Genomic DNA, 23,087 nt, shown 5'->3' with positions numbered 1-23,087 from the left:
TTTACTGTCCTCCTTGACTTTCAGCATTTTGATCTGTATTTACCGTTTTGACAACGACGATATCAACGCGTCTATTGGCGGCTCTACCCTCTTGGCTATCATTAGTAGCAATCGGATGATATTCTCCATAGCCAGAAGCAGAAAGCCTCACAGGGACCATTTCAGCGTTCTCAATAAAGAATTTGACAACATTCGTTGCTCGATTTGTGGATAGCTCCCAATTCGTCGGATAAATTGCTGTTCTTATGGGCACATTATCGGTGTGTCCCTCAACCCGAATTTGCTCTTTCACAAACTCTTCCGAATTGAGTAAGCCACCAAGAAAAGTTAAGATATCATAGGATTCACTTCTGATCACTGCACTCCCTGAATCAAAGAGCACATTGTCTTTAAATCTGATGATCAGACCATAATCCTCAAGTTGAACATCTACTTGAGCTTGCATTTGATTTTTGTTGATATAGTCCTCTACTTTTTCTTTAAGTGCTTCTAATTTATTCTGTTCAACGACCTGCTCACTTGATGTCTGACTTTCAGGCATAGCATCGAAGACCATAGGCGCTTCTGATAAACTCTTTCCACCTTCCAAGACCCCTGCAGACCCTTGAAAGGAAATCATAACCGCTTCAAATTTTTGAGCATCTATAGATGAAAATGCAAATAGCAATACAAAAAAACACATCAGCAGTGTAACCATGTCACCATAAGTGTTCATCCACTCTGGTGCGCCTTGCTTACACTCTGGACATTTATCCTTAGCCATTATCCGAATTCGCCTCCTGAGTGCCTACCGTCTTTCTAACAGATGGCGGTAAAAACACTTTTAGTTTTTCTTCAATAATTCTAGGGTTTTCTCCAGCTTGAATGGATAAAAGACCTTCAATCATGACATTTCTTATGAGCACTTCTTCGTTTGATTTAAGTGCCAACTTTCCAGCCATTGGTATGAAAATTAAATTGGCAAATAGCGAACCATAGAAAGTGGTCAGCAAGGCAACACCCATTGCAGGCCCAATCGAAGAGGGATCTGATAAATTTTGAAGCATCGCAACGAGACCGATCAAGGTACCCACCATACCAAAGGCAGGACAGAGAGAGCCCATGACTTCAAGCTGAGACCTGCTCTTTGCATGGCGCTCCGCTAAGTTATCGATCTCCGTTTCGAGTATATTCTTAACCAATTCAGGATCAGTGCCATCTACAATAAGCATAACGCCTTTTTGTAAAAAGTCATCCTTGATCTCAGAAACAGCTTCCTCAAGCGCCAACAGACCTTCTCTTCTTGCAACATTTGCAAGCTCAATGATCTTAGTGATAATTTGGTCAATGTCAAATTCATTATTTTTAATCGTTTTCGCAAAGATCTTCCCCACATTGACGACTTCTTTCATGGGAAAGGCCACAAGCCACCCTGAAACCATCCCGCCTACAACGATAACCAAAGAAGGTGGGTCAATGTAGTTTTTAAGTTCACTATTCCCAAGAATCCCCCAACCTACTAATGCTATTCCAAGAACTACCCCAATGATTGTTGTAATATCCAAATTATACACCTCTTTTTTTAAATATAGCTCATTTAAATTGTTAAATCTGAATTTATTCACATGATTATATTATCTATTTTATAATATACACTCACACTTAGCAATTCAAATGATTATAGTATTTATTTACTAATTTTTTGATTAAATTCGATAATGCGATCTATTATATCCTCTACACTGTCTTTTAATATAATCTTTTTGCCTGTGGTTAACGTCACCATTGTATCTGGCATTTCTTCAATAAATTCAATCAAATTCGAATTGATGTAGATGAAATCACCATTGAGTTTAGTCACTTTTATCATTATACCCCTCCATGCGTCATATAACACATCATAAAAACACTAAAACTACCCGTAGTATCAGATACTACGGGTAGTTAATGGTTATCTCTTAAGATTTACAAGTTCTTGCAGAATTTCATCACTGGTTGTGATCACTCTAGAATTCGCTTGAAACCCTCTCTGAGTTGTGATCATGTCTGTAAACTGTGCCGCTAAATCGACATTACTCATTTCAAGGGCACCTGGTGTCAAGCTTCCAAAACTCCCTGTTGAAGGCACACCATATTTTGCTGTCCCTGAGTTTGGCGTCTCCTGAAATAAGTTACCACCAAGCTTCATAAGCCCACCAGGATTATCAAAAGCCGCAAGTCCTATGGTTTGAAGTATTTTCTGTTGGCCATTTGTATAGATACCAATCACTTCACCTTTTGAAGATATGTTGAAAGAATAAATTTTTCCCGCTGCTCTTCCCTCTAGTTGAACCGCTTTAGCGTCAGAAGCCTGACTGTTTTGAGTTCCAATTCTATCCTTAGTCACATCGCCGTTCGTAAAGAACATAGAGCGATCAATCGGTACACTTATATCAGATGCGCCATCTACTTTAATGGTTAGAGTATTAGCAGAGGGCACGTCCAAATTAGGTGCTGCAGTAGTCGGATCAACGCCAGGAGCATACTCAACCAAATCCACGAATTCACCTTTTTCATTAAACAACGCATATAAATCGTTAGGTACTGTTGCCGGTGCTACAATCCCCGGATAAATCTGTGTGCCACCCGCATCTGAAATGGTCATTTTCCTGTATGAGTAATTATGAGACGCAACAGCTACTGTCCCATCTGCATTATAGTTAAGCGGATCATTCAATGCAATGGTATTTGCTCCAGGTGTATTTTCTAGCTGTTTTTTCGCGCTTGTTTTAAGCGGCAATCCTTCAAAGTTAATTTTCAAGGTATGAACATCCCCTAAAGAATCATAAATATCCACAGTGGTACTGTGCCCATTTTCAGTAGTACTTATATTACCATTAATGAGTATATTACTCGTTGTGGTCGCACTTTTAGAATCCGACATATTCACTTGAATGGGTTTAAATTCATTGTCAAGAACTCTCAGGCCATCCGTCGTAACCAAGTATCCCTGCTCGTCCATTTGAAAGTTGCCTGCTCTTGTGTAGAATTTGTTTTGAGCAGTGGCATCATTCGTCACCATGAAAAAACCGTCTCCATCTATCATTAAATCTGTTGCAACATCGGTTCTTTGAATAGACCCCTTTGTATGATTAACTGAAACAGCAGCTATATTCGTACCAAGACCAACCTGCATTGGGTTTGTACCACCACGATTTGTAGTGGATGAACTCGCTCCTCTTAACGTCTGCGAATACATCTCAGAAAAAGTGGCATTAGAAGCCTTGTAGCCAACCGTGTTAACATTCGCAATATTATTGCCTATTACATCCATTCTCAACTGATGCGCCTTAAGTGACGACACACCAGAGAACATTGATCTCATCATAATGAATAACCTCCTGTATGAGCAGGTATCCCCTTCTATCAGTCAGAGGATGAAAGCTTCCTAAAAAAGGTCCAGCTTTATATAATTACCGCTCCATCTATATTTGTAAATACACTATCTCTTAATTGATCATCAACGGCTGCAGTGATGATGGTCTTATTTTGTACGCTAGCAATGAATACCTTGTTGTCCATCATGATCAACGCTTCTTTTACACCTTTTTGACCCGCTTTATCAATCGCTGTGTTAATTCTATAAAGCTCGTTGTCCGTTAGGTTGATATTTCTCGAATTCAATCGATCTATGGCATGTTTTGAAAACTTAACGTCTTCATTAGATTTAATTTTATTGAGCACCTCATTAAAACTGGGGCCTTCAGGTATACTCTTATTTTTTTTGTTTTGAACACTATTTGAAGACTCCGTACCATTAATTCGGGTTCTCTTCAACACATAATCATTGTTCATGTTTTTAAAATCATTCACGGTAACACCTTCTCAATCATTTTCCCAAACTGGCGAGTATGGCTTCACTTGTTGAGTTATCTGATTCACCAAAATAACCCGAAAGTGCTTTGTTTAATTTTATGAGTTCATTGACAATCTGTTCATTTTGTTCGATTATTTTATTTTGAGCTGTTTTTATATCTTCAGAAGCACCAGTACTGTCTGTATTCATATTTTTTATCAAGTCATTAAGTTTGACTAATTGTTCTGCCATAGCTGTACTGATGGCTGTATTGTTTTCCATCGAAGTACTTATATTAGACAATTGTTCTACAGAAGAAAACTGCGCCATTTGGGTAATCGTTTGACTGTTATCCATTGGCTCAAGTGGATCTTGATGTTGAAGCTGAGCCATCATAAGCTTCAGAAAAGAGTCCTTATCAAGTTTTTGGCTCGCGAGTCTCTTTGAATTTTCCTCATCACCACTAATTATATTTAATTTTTTATATTGGTCAGCTGTAAGCACACCACTAATTGGAAATGGCATTTGCTTCACCTCCTATGCATAGTAATTAATTGTTGACGTATCATACGGATCATCTCGGTAATTTGCATTTTCTAAATGCAAGGCCTCTAAATCGCCTACTTCTTCTACGGCAAGACCTCTTTTGGGTTTGGCGCCCTTATTAAATGCAAATTGTTGTTCTTGCTCTTTCTTGCCAGAGTCAATAGATACGTTAATTTGATTCAGTTGGTACCCTTTTTGAGAAAGCGATTGCTTCAAATCATCCAGATTGGATTCAACTGTCGCTTTAACCATTTCATTCTCAACATTGATTTCGGCAAGCACAACGCCTTTATGGATTGATAATTTAAGCTCCACACTCCCCAACTGTTCTGGATTCAGTTTCATCAGCATATGAGATCCATTTTCGTCCAATTTAATATTGGTTTGAACAGCATCCATAATCTGACTGAATATACTGGACCTTAACGTAGCAGAAGCACTGGTTTGTGTGCCATGCGTAATTGAACTCGACTGTTTTAATATAATTTGATCAAATGCAGAACCCGTTTCTGAATTACCTTTAGTGACCACCAAGTCACCCTCATTTGAAACAGAAACTACAGTTTCCAATTGTTCCGCTTTATGTTCTGATGCATTTCCCTTTGAATTATCATCAGCACTCATGTCCATTGGTTTTGAAGAAATGATCTTCTCAACAGATTCCGTTTTAACTCCTGTTTCAGGCTGGCTAACAGATTGTGCATCCGCTTTAGCGGTTGAAGCTTTTACTTCTGAATCGGAAAACTTATCCACGGATTTATCCATAAGATTTCTAATTTTATCACTTAACATCTGGGTCTCTTCTTCAGACAAAACAACTCCTTGTGTTGCTTGTTCATCGGCCATTTTCTCGTCAGATTGATCTGTTGGATTGAGTAATGTTTCTAGCTTCTCAATGAACTTGTTGACACTGTTGTCTGGGCCCTCATTTATTCCAGTTTGCTGATTTTGCAACGATGTCATTAAAGATTTTAGTTGACTCGCTAACTTATCAACCAGTGTCTTATCTGGATGACTTGCTCCATCTAGTGATGATGAAATCTCAATTTGGCTTAAGGTGGTGCAAACATCTTGTAAAAGCTCTACACGAACCATTTCAGAATTCACGAGTTGTTGAAGCTCGGTTAAATCCAAATCCAAAAGCGCCATAAGTTGATCTAATTCTTCAGCAGTAACTTTTAATTTTTCTGCCAATGAGTCCTTAGCAGCTTGTGCTTCATCCACATCAAGATCATTGGTTTTAGAATCTTTACTTTCTGTTGCCTTGACATCCGTCTTAGAATGCGTTGAATCTGCTTTTGTATCCGATTTTGCATCCGATTTTGTATTCGATTTTACATCAGGGTTTGCCACCGTTGCTACATTGGGTTTTACATCTAGCTTTACATTTTTGACGTCATCATCATACGGTTTATTCCCATTTAATGATTCGGTATTTTTTTGATATTGATTTGAATTCATTGTTTTAAAAGTGCTTTTAGACATATGATCTGCCTGCTTGTTGTAAAAACTCACACTATTTTGATTCAATAAAGCACTATTTTGATATTTTTTCCCTATGATGTCACTAAAATTTGTCGTCTTGATTTCTTTATTATCTTGGCCAGTTTGTTTAAACAGATTGAGAATTGACATGTTATTTTGCAATTCTCTCGTGTACATAGTCACCTCCTAATTTTCTGGTAATGCTAGCTTTCGAGTCAATTCCGATGATAACGTCTTATCCAACATAGATAGGATTTCTGCTTTTTTGGCTTCTGGAAAACTCTTTAAGATTTCAAGCATCAATCGCTCATCGCTAATGGATATCATATCACCATTGTCTAATTCATATACTTTTGACGGAGAAGCATTAAGCATCATATTCTTTATGATGTCTGCAACCTTATCTGTTCCCATCTTTGAATAGACTTTGACCAACTCACTTACATTATCGTCAAACTCTCTATAAATCTTTAATGATTTTAAGACATCTGGCGTAATATTATCAACATTTTCTTTAAGCAACTCATTTTCTTTCATTTTTTCTATAACTTGAAACACAAAAGTGTCATTTCGAGACTTTGCAAGCACTTCTCCAGCCTTCATGGGGCCTAAATGCTTATAGATGATTGCGAGTTCATCCACAGTGTAAGCTTTGGTATCCCCCACTGTATTGATCAACGTAGCAGGATTTTCTGATTTATAGACTCCAGCAATTTGGGTAAGTTCTCTTTCCTTACGTACGATCTCATTATGCTTTTGTTTGATACTAAAATTCTTATCCTCACTTAAAAAAGAAAAAATCTTATTTCTCTCAATTTCTTCTAATTGATAAAGAATTTTTTCCGCAGCTTCATCTGACATGTTTTCAAAGATTTGAGCTGCATCCTTATGACCGTTGATTGACGCTGATGTGATTTTTTGTATCTCAGTGATCGCTGAGGACACTGGCAAGGAAGCAATATAATCCGCCTGTGTCTTTATATCTGCTATTTTTTCATCTTCAATTTTTTGAACCGTTGTCACCACAGCATCTTTACTCAAGGATTGACTTCTTATGGTCTCCAGAATGTACTTTGTTCTGTTGGGATTAATTCGAATCATATCTTTTATGACTTCATCATAAGCCCTTGAATCTTCACCTTTAAGCACCAATAATTTATCAACAGCGCGATCTTCAGTGATGGACAGCATATAATCCGAGATAATTCTGATCTTATCCATTTCTTCAGACTGCGTTGGAAAGTTTTCGAAATAGCTGCCTACTGGTCCAGGCACTTGCGATAAAACGCCATTTACGCTCAATTTAAAATCTTTACTAAAGTAGTAGAGTGTTCCCACTGCTAGGACAGGGGTGACGAACAATATGAGTAAAACAATCAGACACCCCAGCTTATTGCCGCTTTTTTTAGGTTTCTTTTCATTGGTGTCATCTGCCTTTTGAACGGGTTGATTTTCCGCCACTATTCACCACCATCCTTCTTGTTATTTTTATAATTAACGATTTCTTCAATGACTTTGGCATCCGCCTGATTAAAGTCATCAATATATTTCTGATAATCTTTTTCTTTAAGCTTTTCCATGACTTTTCGCTCTTTCATCGCCTCAGTCAAAACCACTTTTGCCTCTTCAATTTTAGCTTCAACTTGCTGTAGCGTCACTGTTAAATCATGAATGTGTTTCCTATAATACTGCTTTCCCTGATCAATTTCATAATAGTGCATTCGACGACCACTTAGAAGGCCCTCTTGAACCCAACTGGAATAGTCCTCTAACTTTTCCTTAAGATGGTCAATTTGATCCAATATATTTTGTCTCTTCTGTACGAGCTTTGCCAAATCATTTTTGAGCTGGTCCTCTTTGTCAAGCCGCATTTTCAAGACACTTTCATATCTAAATTTAAATTTTTTCATGCACTATCCCTAATCCCTCTATTGAACAAGATGCTTCATGTGCTGAATAACTTCATCAAACTCTGTCTTTTCATTGGTCTTTTGCTTTAAAAAATCATTGAAATCGTCTATCTTACTGATGGCCAAATCAATGTGCGGATTACTGCCCTGTGCATAAGCACCAATGCTAATGAGATCCTCAGAACCCTTGTAAACTGCCAAAATCTCTTTAAATCTCATGGCGGCCATCAAATGCGCTTCATCTATTATATTGGGCATAACCCTGCTGGCACTTTGCAAAATGTCAATTGCGGGATAATGTCCACGTGACGCCAAATCTCTTGTCAAAATAATGTGACCATCTAAAATACCTCTTGCAGCATCCGATATAGGTTCATTGAAATCATCTCCATCGACTAAAACCGTGTACAATCCTGTTATAGAACCCTGTGACGAATTGCCAGCTCTTTCAAGCAATTTGGGCAATACAGCAAAAACAGAAGGCGTATACCCCCTTGTAACTGGCGGTTCACCTATGGCGAGTCCTATCTCCCTTTGAGCCATAGAGAAACGCGTCACAGAATCCATCATTAGAACAACATTTTTATTTTGATCTCTAAAGTACTCTGCAATGGAAGTGGCGATAAGTGCTGCCTTTACCCTTACAAGTGCTGGCTTATCAGAAGTGGCCACAACGACGACAGATCGCTTCAAACCTTCCTCTCCTAGATCATTTTCGATGAACTCTCTAACTTCTCTACCACGCTCTCCAACAAGGGCAATTACATTGATATCTGCTTTCGTGTATTTGGCAATCATGCCGAGCAAGGTGCTTTTTCCAACACCAGATCCTGCAAATATGCCAATCCTTTGCCCGCGACCACATGTGAGCAATGCATCTATCGCTCTGATGCCAAGTGGCATTGGCGCTTCAATCTTATCGCGTTCAAGCGGATTTGGCGGATCATTATTTGCTGGATATTTATAGGTTGCCTTGGGTTTATATCGGCCGTCAATTGGATTCCCAAGTCCATCTAATATTCTACCCAACAATTCATCAGATACATCTATTTGCAACTCATGTCCTGTTGAGATCACTTTGCTGCCCGGACCAATGCCAGTCATATCTCCAAGTGGCATTAGCAATACTCGATCATCTTTGAACCCAACGACCTCTCCCTTTAGCGGAACACCCGGTTTAATGGGATAGATTTCACATACTTCTCCAATTTCAACGGCTGGCCCAATGGATTCAATCATCAATCCAATAATCTTTGCCACTTTTCCGCTGTATTTAAGCAGTGTATTATCCATCAAAGCATTTTTATACTTTACTAAATCTATCATGATTTTCCCTACTCACTCTTTAAAAGGTCTTCAAATATCTTTTGTATCTGCTCAAACTGAGTCCAAACACTGCTGTCAATACTTCCAAAATCCGTATCAATAACACAACTGCCATTTTTTAATGAAGAGTCTTGTTTGATTTCAATATCATCTACTTTTTCAGTCATCGCCACAATCATAGGTTTTATGCTCAACACATGACTATAGTCCTCACTCGAAACTCTGAGTGTCAAGTTTTCCGTCTTATTCACACGCTTGATGGCTTCACCAATAAGCGCTTCAATCAAGCGAACATCTTCATCCACTTTTTGGCTTAATATTTTGCGGAGCGCTTCTAACATGATTTCAACCATCTCGGTTTCTGCTTCTTTCATCAAGCTTTCCTTGGCTTTTATCCATTCGTTTTTAAGTGCAAGCGCTTCATCGACAATTGCTTTGGAAGTGGCACTGCTTTCTCGCATTGCTGACTCATAACCTTCTTCATAACCTTTTTTCTGAGCTTGCTCCATAATGCCCTTTGCCTGATCATAAGCATCAGAAACAATATTTTCACTGCTCTGCTGGGCATTTTTCAATTTTTCTGCCGCTTCAAGATCCGCTTCATTTAATATGGCTTCCGCTTCTTTTCGCGCTGCCTCAATTATTTGATTGGCTGCCTCTGTATGATCCATCTCAACAGGGGCAGCCAAATTTATTTCTGTTTCCGCTTCTTCAACGTCAACCGGTTTTTTAATTTTAGTGGATAGTACAAAGGCCTTATCATCTAAGATCACCCTTGTGGACTTAAAAACTTTAGACAATGAGCTCATCTCCTCCGCCTCTAGCGATAATAATTTCATTCGCCTCTTCAAGTTTTCTGATGATATTGACAATTTTTTGTTGTGCTTCTTCAACATCTCTTAAGCGAACTGGCCCCATGAAGTCCATATCCTCTCTGAGCATTTCAGACATACGTTTTGACATATTTGCAAAGATGATTTCTTTGACTTCATCCGTTGCACCTTTAAGCGCAACAGCGAGTTCACTGTTGTCAACTTCACGAATAAACCTTTGAATACCAACACTGTCCAAATTGATAATATCTTCGAATACAAACATTTTCTTGCGAATCTCTTCAACGAGCTCAGCATTTTGAATTTCAAGTGTCTCAAGGATATATTTTTCTGTCCCTCTATCCACCGATGTAAGAATATCGACAATACACTGGATACCACCGGTAGCCGAATAATCTTGAGTAACCATAGACGAAAGTTTTCTTTCAAGAACGAGTTCAACTTCTTTTATGATTTCAGGAGATGTACTCTCCATTGTTGCAATTCTTTGAGCAACATCCGCCTGCTTTTCCTGAGGCAATGCAGAGAGCACCTGAGCCGCTTGGTTTGCATTTAAATATGATAAAATAAGTGCCAGAGTTTGAGGATGTTCATTTTGTATAAAGTTAAGCAATTGATTTGCATCTGTTTTCCTTACAAAGTCAAACGGTTTAACCTGTAGCGATGAAGTCAGCTTGTTGATAATCTCAAGCGCCTTTTGCGAGCCCATAGCTTTCTCCAGAACTTCCTTAGCATAGTTAATGCCACCTTCTGAAATGAACTCTTGTGCCAAGCACACTTGATAAAACTCTTCAAGGACCTGTTCTCTATCTTCAGGAGTTATTTTACTGACATTAGCAATTTCAAGTGTCAATTCTTCGATTTCATCATCGTGCATATGACCAAATAAAGTTGCCGAACGTTCAGGACCAAGTGCAATTAGGAGTATTGCAGCTTTAGTTTTTCCTGCCATTTTTCCTTTTTTTGTTGCCATGCTGCCTCCTAGTCTTCATTTAACCACGCTCTTAACAGAGCTGTTGCCGCCTCTGGATTCGTATCCACAAATTTCTCAATATGATATTTAGGGCTACCTTTATCTTCAGCATCAGCACCAATTTCTTCGAGCTGCGCTTTAACTTCATTTTCTTTTGCTCTTTCAGCTTCTTCAGCTGCAGCTTTTCTCGCACGATTTCTTCTAATGATGATAATAGTCGCAACGATTGCTGCCAAAGTCACTAAAGCAATTAAAACAAGTGCCCAAAGCGGAACGCCAAATACGAGGCCGGACGTATCTGTACCTGTGTAGATATCGTAATTCGCCATAGGATCAGAAAATTCCTGAACGACAATTCGAATATTTTCTTTTCCAGTGCCCGCAGACATGGCGATTAGATCTATGAGTTCGTTATAATGGTCATCCGTCATGGTCCCATCCACAAGCGATTTCGAGTTGATGACGACACCAATGGACATGTCACTAACTGTGCCTTGTGCTTTCACAATTTCCCTATAGATCTCATTGAGTTCATAATTTAGCGTATCGCTTGCTTTTTTATAAGTTGACCCGTTTGCTGTGGATTCCACTGCCGAAGTAATTGTCCCACCATTAGTGTCTGTCCCAGGAGCACCAACAGCGCCTGCACCATTCACAACATCTTCTGTAATCTTAGTCGCACTTCTGAGCATACCGTTGACTTCACCCTCTATTGGCGGGCTAAAGACTTTTTGAGTCTCCGTCTGTTGATTAAAATCCAAAACAACATGAGGTTGAACTTCAACGTTGCCTATGCCATAAAGTTTTTCTAAAAATACCGTTAAGTCCTTTTGAAGTTGATATTGAGCTTTTATTCTAAGATCAAATTGGCTGCTCGCCGAAAAGGATTCATCCCCTTTCGGATTGTTAAGTTGAACCCCTGTACTATCCAGCACCGTCACATTTTCCGGCGTCAAATCCTTGACAGAACTCACCATCAAGTTAACAATACCATTAACTTGAGCTTCATCAAGCGTATAGCCTTTTTTTAGAACCAAGACCGCAGAAGCTTTAGACAGTATTTTATCTGCCATAAAATAGTTGCTGTCTTTGGGTATTTGAAGAATTACAGTTGCATCTTCCACAGCTGTGATCGTCTCAATAGAACCCTCCACAGCAGCTGCTGTGGCCTGAATATGCATTTGTTCCCTCGTCTGAGAAGTCATCGTAATGGACTCGCTACTGAACACATCCGACCAGCTAAAGTTGCTCGCTTGCGATTGAACAGCAAGTTCCATCCTGGCTTTGGAGACATTGCTCTTAGACACAAGAATAACTGAGGCATCATTTTCATCTTTCCAAGGAATCCCCAGTTCATCCAACTTAGTCGTTATTGCCTTTGCATCTACTGGTGAAACACCACGTGCAATTTCAACATATTCAGTTCTCGTGAATGTCAATATCAGAATTGTAATAAGCAAAACAGCCGCCACAAGGGCTGATATTAACAGAATTCTCCTATTTCGATTTAAGCCCGAATAGAACGTTGTAACGCGTTCTCGGATTTTGTTAAATAAATCTCCCATTAATGCACCCCATAAAGTGTTGATCTATCTTTTTTTACTTGGATAGAGTATCAAATTCAAAAGCTAAGCAAAGTCCTCCCCTATGATGTCGTTTACGGGAAGTACGCAATCCAGCGCAAAGGTAAATAATTTATATCAATCTGACTTTTGACACTCTAACTATACTTGCAATCTCATAATTTCGCTATAGGCAGCAAGCACTTTATTCGTCAATTCAACCGCCAAACTTATTGTCAAATCCGCTTTCATGCTGGCTATGGATACATCATGTATATTATCAACTTCTCCTATGGCAAAAAGTTTGTCCATTTTTTCAGAATCCAATTGAGCATCACTAACCTTTTGCAAGTTTTCTACTAACAAATCTTGAAAGTTGATCCTTCTGTCATTTACTGCATTATTCACATCTATTATTTTTTGATTTTTAGGTATAATTTCATTGCCGAGCGGTAATATAGCCATCTAAACCCCTCCTCTATTTACCAATTTCCAAAGCTTTCATAGCCATACTCTTCGTATTGCCTATGGAAGTTATGTTGGCCTCATAAGCCCTTGATGCAGATATCATATTAATCATTTCATTGACAATCTCAACATTGGGCAAACTCACGTACCCATCCAAATCTGCATCAGGATGATTGGGATTGTATTCTTTTTTGAAAGGCGATTGATCTTCCGCAATCTTGGCAATTTCAACACCTTTACCTGTGGCAAAATAATCATTTGCCCTTCCCATAGCTGCTGCAAATGCATCGGGTTCTTGTTCTCTAAATATGGCTACTTTTCTCCTGTAAGGCATACCACTAGAGGTTCTGGTTGTGTTAGCATTCGCTATATTTTCAGATATCAGGTCCATCCTTAAACGCTCAGCAGTCAAGCCGCTGGCACTTACGTTTATTGAATTAAAAAAACTCATATAGCACCCCTTTCACAATTCTTTTATTTCACGTATATATCATCATCTTATTTATTGATTCTAAGAGCCGTTTTAAGGCGATTGTATTGCCCATTGATCTCCGTAACCAATGCATTGTAGTAGATTGTGTTCTTCGCAAGTTCAGCATTTTCCACATCGACATCTACATTGTTACCATCCACTCTGTAACGCGTATCATAAACCTTTTCAGTGCGAATTGTCCCTGAATTGTAAGGATCCAGATGACGATCATCTGTCTTTGTCATTTTCACACCTGTATTTAAATTCATTTCCGTTCTCAGAGCATCTTCAAAACTAACCGTTTCCTTTTTGTACCCTGGTGTATTGACATTCGCAATATTACTTGCAATTGCACTATTCTTCATCCACGAGCCGTCAAGTGCCTTGTTTATTAAATTGATATAATTAAATGAACTCTTAAACATGCCTACACCCCTTTACAGTTTTATAAAACAACAAATTAAAGTGTCAAAATTGAGCAACTACCCATTTTACAATATCGTTTACACGAAATATGTGATGCAGTATAGGGTAAATCTATTATAAATACTCTGTGTAAAACAGACTTTTAATACTCTGACTATAGTTATCGGTTAAACTTACAAAATAATTTAATCTATAAAATAATATACGCGGTCATATCCATTGGATACTCACTACTACATATACCTCTCTAGGTTTTATTTTAACCCATATATTGTAGAAAATAAAGCGTTTTTAAGAGATTGGTACCTAGATTGTTAATTTTTAGGGCTTATTTCTTATATAATAATTATGCTTTTAAAATTTATATTAGAAATATATTAGAAATATATTAGAAATTTATATTATGAGTTAGATCTTTTAAAGAATCAAAAAAAGCATTGAATTCATAACCATTTTTATAAGCTATGAATGCAACGCTCATTGAATTCATTTATAAACAATCAAACTAATTTCTGAGTTTTTCAAGTTCTTCCAAAAGACTATCGTTCAACACTTTGATATATGTGCCTTTCATCCCCAATGATCTCGTTTCAATGACACCAGCACTTTCGAATTTTCTAAGCGCATTGACAATTACTGATCTAGTAATACCAGCCTTATCTGCAATTTTACTTGCAACCAATAAGCCCTCTTCTGAATTCAGTTCATCAAAGATATTGACAATTGCTTCAAACTCCGAGTATGACAATGTACTTATAGCCATTTGAACAACGGCTTTCTTACGAGCGCTTTCTTCATGTTCACCACTCTTGGCACGTATAATTTCAAGACCTATTATAGTTGCTGCATATTCTGCCAAGATCAAATCATCTTCCAAGTAGCTCTCTTCTCTTCTCGCTATGATGAACGTACCCAATCTTTGTGCATTTCCAATAATCGGAACTATGGTTACAAATTTAGAAAAGCTGTCTACATCATCTTTGAAAATGCTCATAAGCTTTTCTTCAGTAACATTGAACATCGATTCATCAATTTTCATCAGTGCCTCTTGATCGTCTGGACTAAAAAATTTTTCTCCAACTTCTGTATCAATCACAGCGCTATCTTCATCATCAAAAAGACTCGCACCCAATATTTTGCCCTTTTTACTCACTACATAAACATTCGAATCCAATATATTCATCATTGTAATGCAAAGATCTTGAAATGACAAATGCGATGCCCCTGATGTTTGTAAAATGCCATTTAATCGCCTCATTTTATTTAAAATATTACTGCTAAGCATTTTCTCCTCCTTCGTTCTCTTCCTTATAATCACAATTTGCGTTATGACATTTTATTAAATCTAATTTTTTTGTTTTCTTATGAACAAGAATATCGCCACACTTCGGACATTTCTTGTCAACAGGTTGATCCCAAGAGACAAAGTGACACTCTGGAAACTCTGAACAACCATAGAATGTTTTCAACTTCTTCGTTTTTCTTTCTATTATATCGCCTGTTTCGCATTCAGGACACTTTATGCCTAAGCGTTTCAATATTGGTTTTGTGTTGTTGCACTCTGGATAATTCGAGCATGCTAAGAATTTCCCATATCGGCCATGTCTTATGAGCATCATCTGACCACATTTATCACACGGGATATCGGTTTCCTCTGTCAAATCAACTTTTTCAATGGCCTCATCTGCTTTTTTCAAGAGTGTATCAAAATCACCATAGAAATCTGTGATAACTTGTTTCCAGCCTTCTAAACCCTCTTCAACATCATCAAAACGGCGCTCCATATTCGCTGTAAAGGTCACATCCACAATAGGAAAGAAGTATTCACTCATAATTTCGTCAATAATAAAACCCAATTCTGTCGGTTTTAAATTTTTCTTTTCCTTTTCAACATACCCTCTACTCAGTATCGTTGATATTGTAGGCGCATAAGTACTTGGTCTACCTATACCCTTTTCTTCCATTTCCTTAACAAGAGAAGCCTCGCTAAATCTTGCTGGCGGTTGTGTAAAATGCTGTGTTTTATCAAATGATTTCACCTGAAGCTCTTCATTTGCATTTAATTCTGGCAATAATTTATCATTTTGCTTGCTGAAAGTATAAACTTTTAAAAAGCCTTCAAACAAGAGCTTGCTTCCAGTTGTCTTAAAGATGTAAGAGCCCACTTTGGCTTCAACGGAAAGTCCCTCAAATTCTGCACTTGCCATTTGAGAAGCAACAAATCTAGACCAGATCAAATCATACAATTTGTATTGATCTTTAGAAAGTGAAAGTTCAATTTCTTCCGGCGATAATTCAACATACGTGGGTCTAATAGCTTCATGGGCATCTTGAGCTGATTTTGCAACCTTCGTTTTTTTGCCTTCACTGCCGAGGTAAGCTTCTCCAAATGACTCTGAAATATACGCTCTACAGCTTTCTTTTGCGACATCAGAAATCCGCACACTGTCTGTACGCATATACGTGATCAAACCAATAGCACCTTTGCCTTTAATGCTAATCCCTTCATAGAGCTGCTGCGCAAGCATCATGGTTTTCTTTGTTGTAAAACCAAATCTATTTGAAGCTTCCTGCTGAAGAGAGCTTGTAATAAAAGGTGCTGCAGGATGTCTAAACTTCTTTTTAGTTTCAACGGATTGAATCATACAAGGTTGTTCCTGCATGGATTCAATGATTTGATCCACTTGACTTTCGTTTTCCAGTTCTATTTTTCCAGATGCATCACCGTAAAAATCAAATACAATGACATCTTTACTCGTTTTTGAGGTATTGAGTTCAATTTTCCAAAACTCTTTTGGGATAAACGCCAGAATTTCACGTTCTCTATCACAAATCAACCTCGTCGCAACAGATTGTACACGACCAGCACTTAAACCCTTTTTGACTTTTCTCCAGAGAATGGGACTGATGGAGTATCCCACAAGACGATCGAGAACACGCCTTGCCTGTTGAGCATCCACAAGTTTAATATCAATCGTTCTCGGATTTTTTACTGCATTTTTTACAGCTTCTTTTGTTATTTCATGAAAAGTGACTCTACATGCCTCATCTTCAGAAATGCCCAAGATATATGCAAGATGCCAAGCAATTGCTTCACCTTCTCTATCGGGGTCAGTTGCAAGATAAACTTTATCCGCTTTTTTCGCTGCTGTTTTGAGAGATTTAATAAGATCTCCCTTTCCTCTAATATTGATGTACTTCGGATCAAAATTATCTTCAATGTCGACTCCCATCTTACTCTTGGGCAAATCACGCACATGACCAATAGAAGCAACGACCTTGAAGTTCTTTCCCAAAAATTTTTCAATGGTTTTTGCTTTAGCTGGGGATTCAACAATTACTAAATTATAAGACATATATCAACACTCCAAATTGTATTTATAGTATGGTTCAAAACTGTACTTAATAAATTTATATATATTTACCTATCTTGTCAAGTCTTTTCTACTTAATTCGTATCTCATCAATGCTTACATATTCGCAACAATCAGCTAAAATCAATTCCATAATTACACTATTAACAACACCATCATCAACCTTCAAAAAGCACTGTAACTCTTCAATTTTCAAAGTTTTCCTGTTGAGAAGCAAATCATAAATGCGTTTGCCATTTTCAGATAATTCGCACTTTTCTGTATTTGTAAATTTTTTTTTAAATTCCCAATTCATACTGGTCATAATATCTTCAAATGATAATAATGGTATGGCGCCATCGTAAATCAAACGGTTTGTACCTACTGCATTTTTATGATAAATATTACCAGGCACCGCAAATACCAATCGACCTTGATCAAGAGCATATCTCGCCGTAATCAACGAACCACTTTTTTCAGATGCCTCCACAATGACCACAACATCTGCCAAACCACTGATCATTCTATTTCTCATGGGAAAGTGATATTTCATGGGCAACTCATCCAACTTATTTTCTGAAATAATCAGGCCTCCATTGTCAATAATGCGCTCATATATGCTTCTATGACTTGCAGGATAAGGTTTATTAACACCGGATGCCAACACTGCTGTTGTTTTCCCGCCAACATCGAGAACACCTTCATGAACAATGCCATCTATTCCAAGCGCCATGCCGCTTACCACATGAACACCTTTCTCTCCTAAAAAGCGCCCCAGTTCATAAGCAACTTTCTTTCCATAAGCGGTTGGCGCCCTTGTTCCAACCACTGCCACCGTCATAGGATCATTTAGAAGTGCTCGATTTCCTCTATAAAACAAGAGCTCGGATAATGGCTCAAACATCTTAAATCGGTTTGGATAATACAAATCATTTGGCGTTAAATAATGGACACCCATCTGATTCATTTTCCTATAAAATTGATTTACCTTTTCCTTCATTATAATGTAGTCATTTGCAACAGGAAGCCTTAGTGCGTCATTTACCTTAAAATACGCTCGATTTCTACTTACAAATTGCCAATTGATGTTCTGAATTTCTTTAAAATAGCATTTTATGCCTGCTCTGGCCTCTTTTTTGAATGCAATATAGTGATTCAAACACATATAATTGAATAAATACTGGTCCATTTATACTCCTTAAAGTGATTTTTTTAGTCTATCAGCATCTTGATACATAAGTGCTTCATGTAAGTGATCCAGTTCAATAATTTCCGATTGATCTAGGTCCGCTATGGTTCTGCCCATCTTCAACAATTTATCGTATTGTCTCATGGATATTTTGCCCAGTTTGTAATATTGAATCAGTTTCTTTTGAGCATCCTTTGATAAAACACAATATGCTTCCATTTCCTTTTTAGTCAATAGGGCATTCGGCTTAAATTGGTTTCTACGAGTTTGAAATTTCAAAGCTTTATCAATTTCAATTTTTAGAGACTCAGAGGATTTTCTCTCTCCAGAATCCATAGAAACGTGATCCAAATACAAATGCATATCAAATCGATCTAATATAGGACCTGACAACTTGGCCAGATATCGTTTTATATCGTAGATATTACATTGGCACCGTTGATTGCCGGACAGATGAAAACCACATGGGCAGGGATTCATTGTCGCTATGAGCATAAAGGTAGCTGGAAACTCTGCAAACTTTTGATTGCGCGATATTTGAATTTTACCATTCGTCATGGGCTCTCTCAAAGCTTCAATCACTTCTTTTCTGAATTCAGGCAGTTCATCTAAAATGAGTACACCATGATGGGCTTTTGAAACCTCTCCAGGTTCCAATCTATTGCCACCTCCAACTAACGCTGGACGCGTTATGGAATGATGAGGACTTCTCACAGGCCTCAATTTTTTTAAATCAAAAGTCTTGGATTCGTCTGACAGGCTGTAGATTTTAGTCAACTCGATCTGTTGACTCAAATTGAGCTGAGGCAAAATGGTCATCACACGTTCAGCGATAAGTGTCTTGCCACAGCCTGGCGGACCAATCATCAGCACATTAAAAAATCCAGCAGCTGCAATTTGAACGGCTCTGAGTGCCCTTCTCTGCCCAATGACATCTTCAAAATCAATACTATAACACACCTGCTCAACAAACCTTTTTTCGGGTATATCGATTTGTTTGAGGATGCCTAACTGAATATCCTGATAGAGCGCTTTCAAATGTGCATAGGGATAAAGCATTACACCTTCTATATGCCTTGCTTCTTCGTAATTTGCCATTGGACACACAATTTTAAGATACCCGCTTTGCTTTAACCCGTCAATCAAACTTAAGGTCCCCTTTATGGGCTTAATATACCCTTCAAGAGACAATTCGCCCAAAAACGCAAATTGATCTACCTCCAATGTTTCAAGAGCAGCTAAAATGCCCATTGCAATGGCCAAATCCAAATGCGCGCCTTCTTTTTTTATATTTGCTGGAGACATATTTTGAGTGATCCGGTCATCTGGAAATCTGAACCCACTATTTTTAATTGCGGATCGCACCCGCTCTTTGGATTCTCTGACCACCTGATTGGGCAATCCCACTATGTTGTACTGTGGCATACCTCTACTTATAAAAGTCTCAATTTCAATTGGAATGCCTTCAATGCCAAACAGCACACTCGTCATTATTTTACTGACCATCCTTTTGCTCCTTTTCTTTATAGACATATACACCTTTTAGTATTTTCGAAAATGTTGTTATTTATCTTATTTTACATCTTTTTCCTTTTAAATGCAAAAAAAATAAACATGTCTTTACAATTCATGTTTTTAAAAAATCTACACTCACTCTTACACTCACTATTCAAATATATTATCAATCCACTCTATTTCAACTTGCCCCTCCATGTCATGAATACCAATAAAACTAATTTTATATCGTATATAGTTTTTTTGAGACGCTATATAATGACACACGGATTTCTTAATATGATTTATTTTGGAGCGCGTCAAAGCCTCACGTGCAGTGCCATAATTTAAATTTCTTCTATACTTGACTTCAACAAAAAAGAAGACACTCTCCCGCTTTGCAATAATATCAATTTCACCATAGGGCGTATAACAATTTCGATCTACGATTTCAAACTGATTTTCCAGAAGCCAGTTAACTGCCATAGCTTCACCTTTATACCCTACAACTCTCTTATTCATAAAAAGTGCCCCTCTTATTTTTTAGAACGATCGACATTGCTTATAAACACCAATACCTCCGCTACAACTTCATACATCTCATATGGAATCTGATCTCCTATTTCCAATTGATAGAGTTGCCGCGTTAGCTTTTCATCTTCATAAATTGGCACATCACTTTCCTGTGCTTTTAAGATAATGTTTTCTGCAATTAACCCCAAGCCTTTTGCGATCATTTGAGGTGCAGCATCCTTTTCCGGATCAAACTTTAAAGCCGTAGCCATTTTTTGAGTCATCTTTTACACCTTTCAGTTTTTATGCGGTCATGTTATCATACTTTTATATCAATTGAACCTTGTTTCACCGTGTCAAAGAAAGCGACGTCCTCAACCTGTTGAGATGAAAATTTTAAGATGATGGATTTTTCGGATAATTGGTTTTTCAGCGTTTCTGCTCTGCTTTCAAAAACTGTTTTTATGGCATCGCTTGCGAGTTTAAAATTCAAGATAAACTGTTCTTTTTTCTTTTCAACAACGCATTTTACTTCTTGATAATTTTTAGTTTTTAAAGCAATCAAGATTGTGAATTCATCTTTATCATCACCTGCTTTTTTCCTCTTATAATAGATGTCCACAGGTCGCTCATAATCTTCCAACTTAAAGGGCACTTGCATATAAAACAAGGGTTCATTAAGCTGTTTCGTCATTTGGCTTGCATCTTTAATAAACAAAACTTCTTTATCAATCTTTTCTTTAGCATCTATGTCTTTTGAAATGCCTTTAAGAAAATGTGCCACTTTATTTAATTTCTCCGCCTCGTCAATATCTTCTTGCAAAAGTGCTTGTAAAGTTAAGAGATCCTCTTCAGTTAATTTTGAATTGGCAATGACTTTTGAAAGTTCAAAAAAACTATTGCCAACGCTCTTTTCTGTGAATTTAAGTTGATTCATAACAAGCAAATTCGTGAGATTAAGTTCTAAATTATGTTTCGTAAATGCCGCGTCATCTTCCAAGTTGAATAAGTCCACCAGTTTATTGGCGACTTCATGAAACGCTTCAACGGGCTCGTCACCCAGAGCATTCACTAGATCTTTCATAAGCGCCTTTACCACTGCATCTTGAATCTTAGAAGTATCTACTGTTTGAGTCGTTTGATTCTCATTCGTAGATAACGTCTGCGCAAGCCCCTCTTGTATCACTTGATTCGCATTCGCAGTTGTATTTTTATCTGCATTTGCACCAGATACAGATGCCTTGATTCCATCTGCTGTTTCAGGCTTTGCAAACGGTAAAGCATCCCCTTTGTCCGTCATTTGTTCCAAAGCACTATTTGCATTTTCTCCATTTGAAATTGATATCTCCGGGTTTACAGATCCTCTAGCGGTTTGAGTACTTTCGGATGAAAGCGCTTCAGATTTAATGAAATTGACCACATTTTCTTTCAGCGTTTTGCCAACATCAATTAATGCCGCTTTATCAGGCGCCATTTTAAGATCATTTACAAATGCTTTTGCAGCCATTAGATTTTGCTTCATCGTATTAAAGTTCTCTTTTGTCAATGGGACATCATACTTGATCATGGCTTCAGCAATTTCGCGATTCGCGCCATCTACTAGAACACCAATTTTATCTAAAATTTGGCCTGATCGATCCTCTTGGACAGTTGAATTAACAGGAACTGCAGTTAATGTGCCCTCATTTGAGCCCGTAACCAGCAGTTGTACTTTTTGATTGGTTTGAAAAGCAACAGATGAATCGTTAATGAGATTTAATGTCTGCCCATTTTGAGAAAGCGTTATCTTATTGCCATTTATTGCGGTGACAACGCCTTCAATTGTTTTCCCAATGAGTGCTTTACCCTGTTCAGATTTCGTTGATTCTATAGAAGTAGGTACATTAACGATTTGATTTTGAGTTATTCTCATAACCGACCTCACTTAAAGTTCTTTAAAAAGCTCTTTCTATGAAAAGGTGTCATGCCATATTTTCTTAGACCCTCGTAATGCAAATCTGTTCCATAGCCCATATTGGTATTAAAACCATAATTCGGATAGGCTTCATGGATCGTCTGCATCAAGTCGTCTCTTGTAACTTTAGCAACAATGGATGCTGCCGCTATTGAGGCACTCTTTTCATCACCCTTCACAATATTCAATTGCCTAATAGGAATATCGTCAATTTTTAATGCATCAATGAGCAAAAAATCTGGTGATACAGAATTATTTAAAGCTTTCACAGCTCTAATCATCGCAAGTTTTGTCGCATTTAATATATTTATTTCATCAATTTCGTCATGAGATGCCATACCAATGCCATACCCAACTGCATTCTGAATAATTTTGTCATAAAAATAATTTCTTTTTTCTGCTGTAAGTTTTTTGGAATCGTTAATACCAAAGTAATCCGTTTTATCATCTAAAATAACTGCTGCCGCAACTACTGGCCCAATAAGAGGTCCTCTTCCAACTTCGTCCATCCCTGCAATCAGTTTGATGCCCTTAGATTTCAATTCATTCTCATAGTGATACATCCTTTGCATTCTTTCGCACTCTTGCTCATGAGCACTCTTCTGACGGGCAAGTTGCAAACAGAGCGTTTGAATAGCTTTGCGCGCATCTGAACTCAAACACGCGATAATTTGGTCATATTCATCAATAGATCTTTCACTGACGAATGCTTTAATTTCTTTTACGGATTTCATAGATTCCAATGTTTTTTCTAGATTTTCAATCATTG

At 37.8% G+C, this 23,087-nt stretch carries 24 protein-coding genes; all 24 read right to left on the bottom strand.

What is annotated here, in order from left to right; all coding sequences use genetic code 11:
* Position 1: 1 nt before the first annotated feature.
* Positions 2 to 763 carry an OmpA/MotB family protein gene (locus ISU02_RS01320; RefSeq protein WP_194699975.1) on the bottom strand — a complete coding sequence of 254 codons (762 nt, stop codon included), beginning with the start codon at positions 761 to 763 and terminating at the stop codon, positions 2 to 4.
* Complete coding sequence (locus ISU02_RS01315) at positions 756 to 1,544, bottom strand: motility protein A (RefSeq protein WP_194699974.1); 789 nt, start codon at positions 1,542 to 1,544, stop codon at positions 756 to 758. The genes ISU02_RS01320 and ISU02_RS01315 overlap by 8 nt, the downstream gene beginning before the upstream one ends.
* 122 nt (positions 1,545 to 1,666) lie before the next feature.
* Complete coding sequence (locus tag ISU02_RS01310; RefSeq protein ID WP_194699973.1) at positions 1,667 to 1,849, bottom strand: flagellar FlbD family protein; 183 nt, start codon at positions 1,847 to 1,849, stop codon at positions 1,667 to 1,669.
* Positions 1,850 to 1,930: 81 nt separating this feature from the next.
* A complete protein-coding gene (locus ISU02_RS01305; RefSeq protein ID WP_194699972.1) occupies positions 1,931 to 3,346 on the bottom strand; it encodes a flagellar hook protein FlgE in 1,416 nt (471 codons plus the stop codon).
* 77 nt (positions 3,347 to 3,423) lie between these two features.
* Positions 3,424 to 3,831 carry a TIGR02530 family flagellar biosynthesis protein gene (locus ISU02_RS01300; protein WP_323984996.1) on the bottom strand — a complete coding sequence of 136 codons (408 nt, stop codon included), beginning with the start codon at positions 3,829 to 3,831 and terminating at the stop codon, positions 3,424 to 3,426.
* Positions 3,832 to 3,847: 16 nt separating this feature from the next.
* On the bottom strand, positions 3,848 to 4,339 hold the full coding sequence (locus ISU02_RS01295; RefSeq protein ID WP_194699971.1) for a flagellar hook assembly protein FlgD: 492 nt from the start codon (positions 4,337 to 4,339) through the stop codon (positions 3,848 to 3,850).
* A gap of 12 nt (positions 4,340 to 4,351) precedes the next feature.
* Positions 4,352 to 6,022 carry a flagellar hook-length control protein FliK gene (locus tag ISU02_RS01290; RefSeq protein ID WP_194699970.1) on the bottom strand — a complete coding sequence of 557 codons (1,671 nt, stop codon included), beginning with the start codon at positions 6,020 to 6,022 and terminating at the stop codon, positions 4,352 to 4,354.
* A gap of 9 nt (positions 6,023 to 6,031) precedes the next feature.
* Positions 6,032 to 7,306 carry a magnesium and cobalt transport protein CorA gene (locus ISU02_RS01285; protein ID WP_194699969.1) on the bottom strand — a complete coding sequence of 425 codons (1,275 nt, stop codon included), beginning with the start codon at positions 7,304 to 7,306 and terminating at the stop codon, positions 6,032 to 6,034.
* Positions 7,306 to 7,755, bottom strand: a complete 450-nt coding sequence (fliJ, locus tag ISU02_RS01280; RefSeq protein WP_194699968.1) for a flagellar export protein FliJ — start codon at positions 7,753 to 7,755, stop codon at positions 7,306 to 7,308. The genes ISU02_RS01285 and fliJ overlap by 1 nt, the downstream gene beginning before the upstream one ends.
* 18 nt (positions 7,756 to 7,773) lie before the next feature.
* Entirely contained in the window at positions 7,774 to 9,081 is a 1,308-nt protein-coding gene (gene fliI / locus ISU02_RS01275) for a flagellar protein export ATPase FliI (RefSeq protein ID WP_194699967.1), read from the bottom strand.
* 8 nt (positions 9,082 to 9,089) lie between these two features.
* Complete coding sequence (locus tag ISU02_RS01270; RefSeq protein WP_194699966.1) at positions 9,090 to 9,881, bottom strand: FliH/SctL family protein; 792 nt, start codon at positions 9,879 to 9,881, stop codon at positions 9,090 to 9,092.
* Positions 9,874 to 10,887: a flagellar motor switch protein FliG gene (fliG, locus tag ISU02_RS01265; RefSeq protein ID WP_194699965.1), complete on the bottom strand. Its 1,014-nt coding sequence runs from the start codon at positions 10,885 to 10,887 to the stop codon at positions 9,874 to 9,876. The genes ISU02_RS01270 and fliG overlap by 8 nt, the downstream gene beginning before the upstream one ends.
* A gap of 8 nt (positions 10,888 to 10,895) precedes the next feature.
* Complete coding sequence (gene fliF, locus ISU02_RS01260; RefSeq protein WP_194699964.1) at positions 10,896 to 12,452, bottom strand: flagellar basal-body MS-ring/collar protein FliF; 1,557 nt, start codon at positions 12,450 to 12,452, stop codon at positions 10,896 to 10,898.
* Between the two features lie 159 nt (positions 12,453 to 12,611).
* Positions 12,612 to 12,914: a flagellar hook-basal body complex protein FliE gene (fliE, locus tag ISU02_RS01255; RefSeq protein WP_194699963.1), complete on the bottom strand. Its 303-nt coding sequence runs from the start codon at positions 12,912 to 12,914 to the stop codon at positions 12,612 to 12,614.
* Positions 12,915 to 12,927: 13 nt separating this feature from the next.
* On the bottom strand, positions 12,928 to 13,368 hold the full coding sequence (gene flgC / locus ISU02_RS01250; protein ID WP_194699962.1) for a flagellar basal body rod protein FlgC: 441 nt from the start codon (positions 13,366 to 13,368) through the stop codon (positions 12,928 to 12,930).
* Between the two features lie 47 nt (positions 13,369 to 13,415).
* Positions 13,416 to 13,814 carry a flagellar basal body rod protein FlgB gene (gene flgB, locus ISU02_RS01245; RefSeq protein WP_194699961.1) on the bottom strand — a complete coding sequence of 133 codons (399 nt, stop codon included), beginning with the start codon at positions 13,812 to 13,814 and terminating at the stop codon, positions 13,416 to 13,418.
* A 506-nt stretch (positions 13,815 to 14,320) separates the two neighbouring features.
* The gene (codY, locus tag ISU02_RS01240) at positions 14,321 to 15,100 is read right to left on the bottom strand and encodes a GTP-sensing pleiotropic transcriptional regulator CodY (RefSeq protein ID WP_194699960.1); all 780 of its coding nucleotides are present in this window, start codon (positions 15,098 to 15,100) and stop codon (positions 14,321 to 14,323) included.
* A complete protein-coding gene (gene topA, locus ISU02_RS01235) occupies positions 15,093 to 17,171 on the bottom strand; it encodes a type I DNA topoisomerase (protein WP_194699959.1) in 2,079 nt (692 codons plus the stop codon). Before topA ends, codY begins: the two co-directional genes overlap by 8 nt.
* Positions 17,172 to 17,259: 88 nt before the next feature.
* On the bottom strand, positions 17,260 to 18,357 hold the full coding sequence (dprA, locus tag ISU02_RS01230) for a DNA-processing protein DprA (protein ID WP_194699958.1): 1,098 nt from the start codon (positions 18,355 to 18,357) through the stop codon (positions 17,260 to 17,262).
* Positions 18,358 to 18,366: 9 nt separating this feature from the next.
* Entirely contained in the window at positions 18,367 to 19,863 is a 1,497-nt protein-coding gene (locus ISU02_RS01225; RefSeq protein ID WP_194699957.1) for a YifB family Mg chelatase-like AAA ATPase, read from the bottom strand.
* A 159-nt stretch (positions 19,864 to 20,022) separates the two neighbouring features.
* On the bottom strand, positions 20,023 to 20,373 hold the full coding sequence (locus ISU02_RS01220; RefSeq protein WP_194699956.1) for a YraN family protein: 351 nt from the start codon (positions 20,371 to 20,373) through the stop codon (positions 20,023 to 20,025).
* A 14-nt stretch (positions 20,374 to 20,387) separates the two neighbouring features.
* The gene (locus ISU02_RS01215) at positions 20,388 to 20,648 is read right to left on the bottom strand and encodes an EscU/YscU/HrcU family type III secretion system export apparatus switch protein (RefSeq protein ID WP_194699955.1); all 261 of its coding nucleotides are present in this window, start codon (positions 20,646 to 20,648) and stop codon (positions 20,388 to 20,390) included.
* A 35-nt stretch (positions 20,649 to 20,683) separates the two neighbouring features.
* Entirely contained in the window at positions 20,684 to 22,276 is a 1,593-nt protein-coding gene (locus tag ISU02_RS01210; protein ID WP_194699954.1) for a hypothetical protein, read from the bottom strand.
* Positions 22,277 to 22,284: 8 nt separating this feature from the next.
* Entirely contained in the window at positions 22,285 to 23,085 is an 801-nt protein-coding gene (locus tag ISU02_RS01205; RefSeq protein WP_228727695.1) for a ribonuclease HII, read from the bottom strand.
* Positions 23,086 to 23,087 lie beyond the last annotated feature (2 nt).

Origin of the sequence: Fusibacter ferrireducens, assembly GCF_015352425.1 — a bacterium.
GTDB lineage: Bacteria > Bacillota > Clostridia > Peptostreptococcales > Acidaminobacteraceae > Fusibacter_A > Fusibacter_A ferrireducens.
This window is presented reverse-complemented; position numbering and strand designations above follow the sequence as displayed.

What these genes read in the sequence shown, in the direction of transcription:
- ISU02_RS01320 (WP_194699975.1), bottom strand. Translation starts at nt 763, where the DNA reads ATGGCTAAGGATAAATGTCCAGAGTGTAAGCAAGGCGCACCAGAGTGG.
- ISU02_RS01310 (WP_194699973.1), bottom strand. Translation starts at nt 1,849, where the DNA reads ATGATAAAAGTGACTAAACTCAATGGTGATTTCATCTACATCAATTCG.
- ISU02_RS01305 (WP_194699972.1), bottom strand. Translation starts at nt 3,346, where the DNA reads ATGATGAGATCAATGTTCTCTGGTGTGTCGTCACTTAAGGCGCATCAG.
- ISU02_RS01295 (WP_194699971.1), bottom strand. Translation starts at nt 4,339, where the DNA reads ATGCCATTTCCAATTAGTGGTGTGCTTACAGCTGACCAATATAAAAAA.
- ISU02_RS01290 (WP_194699970.1), bottom strand. Translation starts at nt 6,022, where the DNA reads ATGTACACGAGAGAATTGCAAAATAACATGTCAATTCTCAATCTGTTT.
- fliJ (WP_194699968.1), bottom strand. Translation starts at nt 7,755, where the DNA reads ATGAAAAAATTTAAATTTAGATATGAAAGTGTCTTGAAAATGCGGCTT.
- fliI (WP_194699967.1), bottom strand. Translation starts at nt 9,081, where the DNA reads ATGATAGATTTAGTAAAGTATAAAAATGCTTTGATGGATAATACACTG.
- fliG (WP_194699965.1), bottom strand. Translation starts at nt 10,887, where the DNA reads ATGGCAACAAAAAAAGGAAAAATGGCAGGAAAAACTAAAGCTGCAATA.
- fliF (WP_194699964.1), bottom strand. Translation starts at nt 12,452, where the DNA reads ATGGGAGATTTATTTAACAAAATCCGAGAACGCGTTACAACGTTCTAT.
- fliE (WP_194699963.1), bottom strand. Translation starts at nt 12,914, where the DNA reads ATGGCTATATTACCGCTCGGCAATGAAATTATACCTAAAAATCAAAAA.
- flgC (WP_194699962.1), bottom strand. Translation starts at nt 13,368, where the DNA reads ATGAGTTTTTTTAATTCAATAAACGTAAGTGCCAGCGGCTTGACTGCT.
- flgB (WP_194699961.1), bottom strand. Translation starts at nt 13,814, where the DNA reads ATGTTTAAGAGTTCATTTAATTATATCAATTTAATAAACAAGGCACTT.
- codY (WP_194699960.1), bottom strand. Translation starts at nt 15,100, where the DNA reads ATGCTTAGCAGTAATATTTTAAATAAAATGAGGCGATTAAATGGCATT.
- topA (WP_194699959.1), bottom strand. Translation starts at nt 17,171, where the DNA reads ATGTCTTATAATTTAGTAATTGTTGAATCCCCAGCTAAAGCAAAAACC.
- dprA (WP_194699958.1), bottom strand. Translation starts at nt 18,357, where the DNA reads ATGGACCAGTATTTATTCAATTATATGTGTTTGAATCACTATATTGCA.
- ISU02_RS01225 (WP_194699957.1), bottom strand. Translation starts at nt 19,863, where the DNA reads ATGGTCAGTAAAATAATGACGAGTGTGCTGTTTGGCATTGAAGGCATT.
- ISU02_RS01220 (WP_194699956.1), bottom strand. Translation starts at nt 20,373, where the DNA reads ATGAATAAGAGAGTTGTAGGGTATAAAGGTGAAGCTATGGCAGTTAAC.
- ISU02_RS01215 (WP_194699955.1), bottom strand. Translation starts at nt 20,648, where the DNA reads ATGACTCAAAAAATGGCTACGGCTTTAAAGTTTGATCCGGAAAAGGAT.
- ISU02_RS01210 (WP_194699954.1), bottom strand. Translation starts at nt 22,276, where the DNA reads ATGAGAATAACTCAAAATCAAATCGTTAATGTACCTACTTCTATAGAA.
- ISU02_RS01205 (WP_228727695.1), bottom strand. Translation starts at nt 23,085, where the DNA reads ATGATTGAAAATCTAGAAAAAACATTGGAATCTATGAAATCCGTAAAA.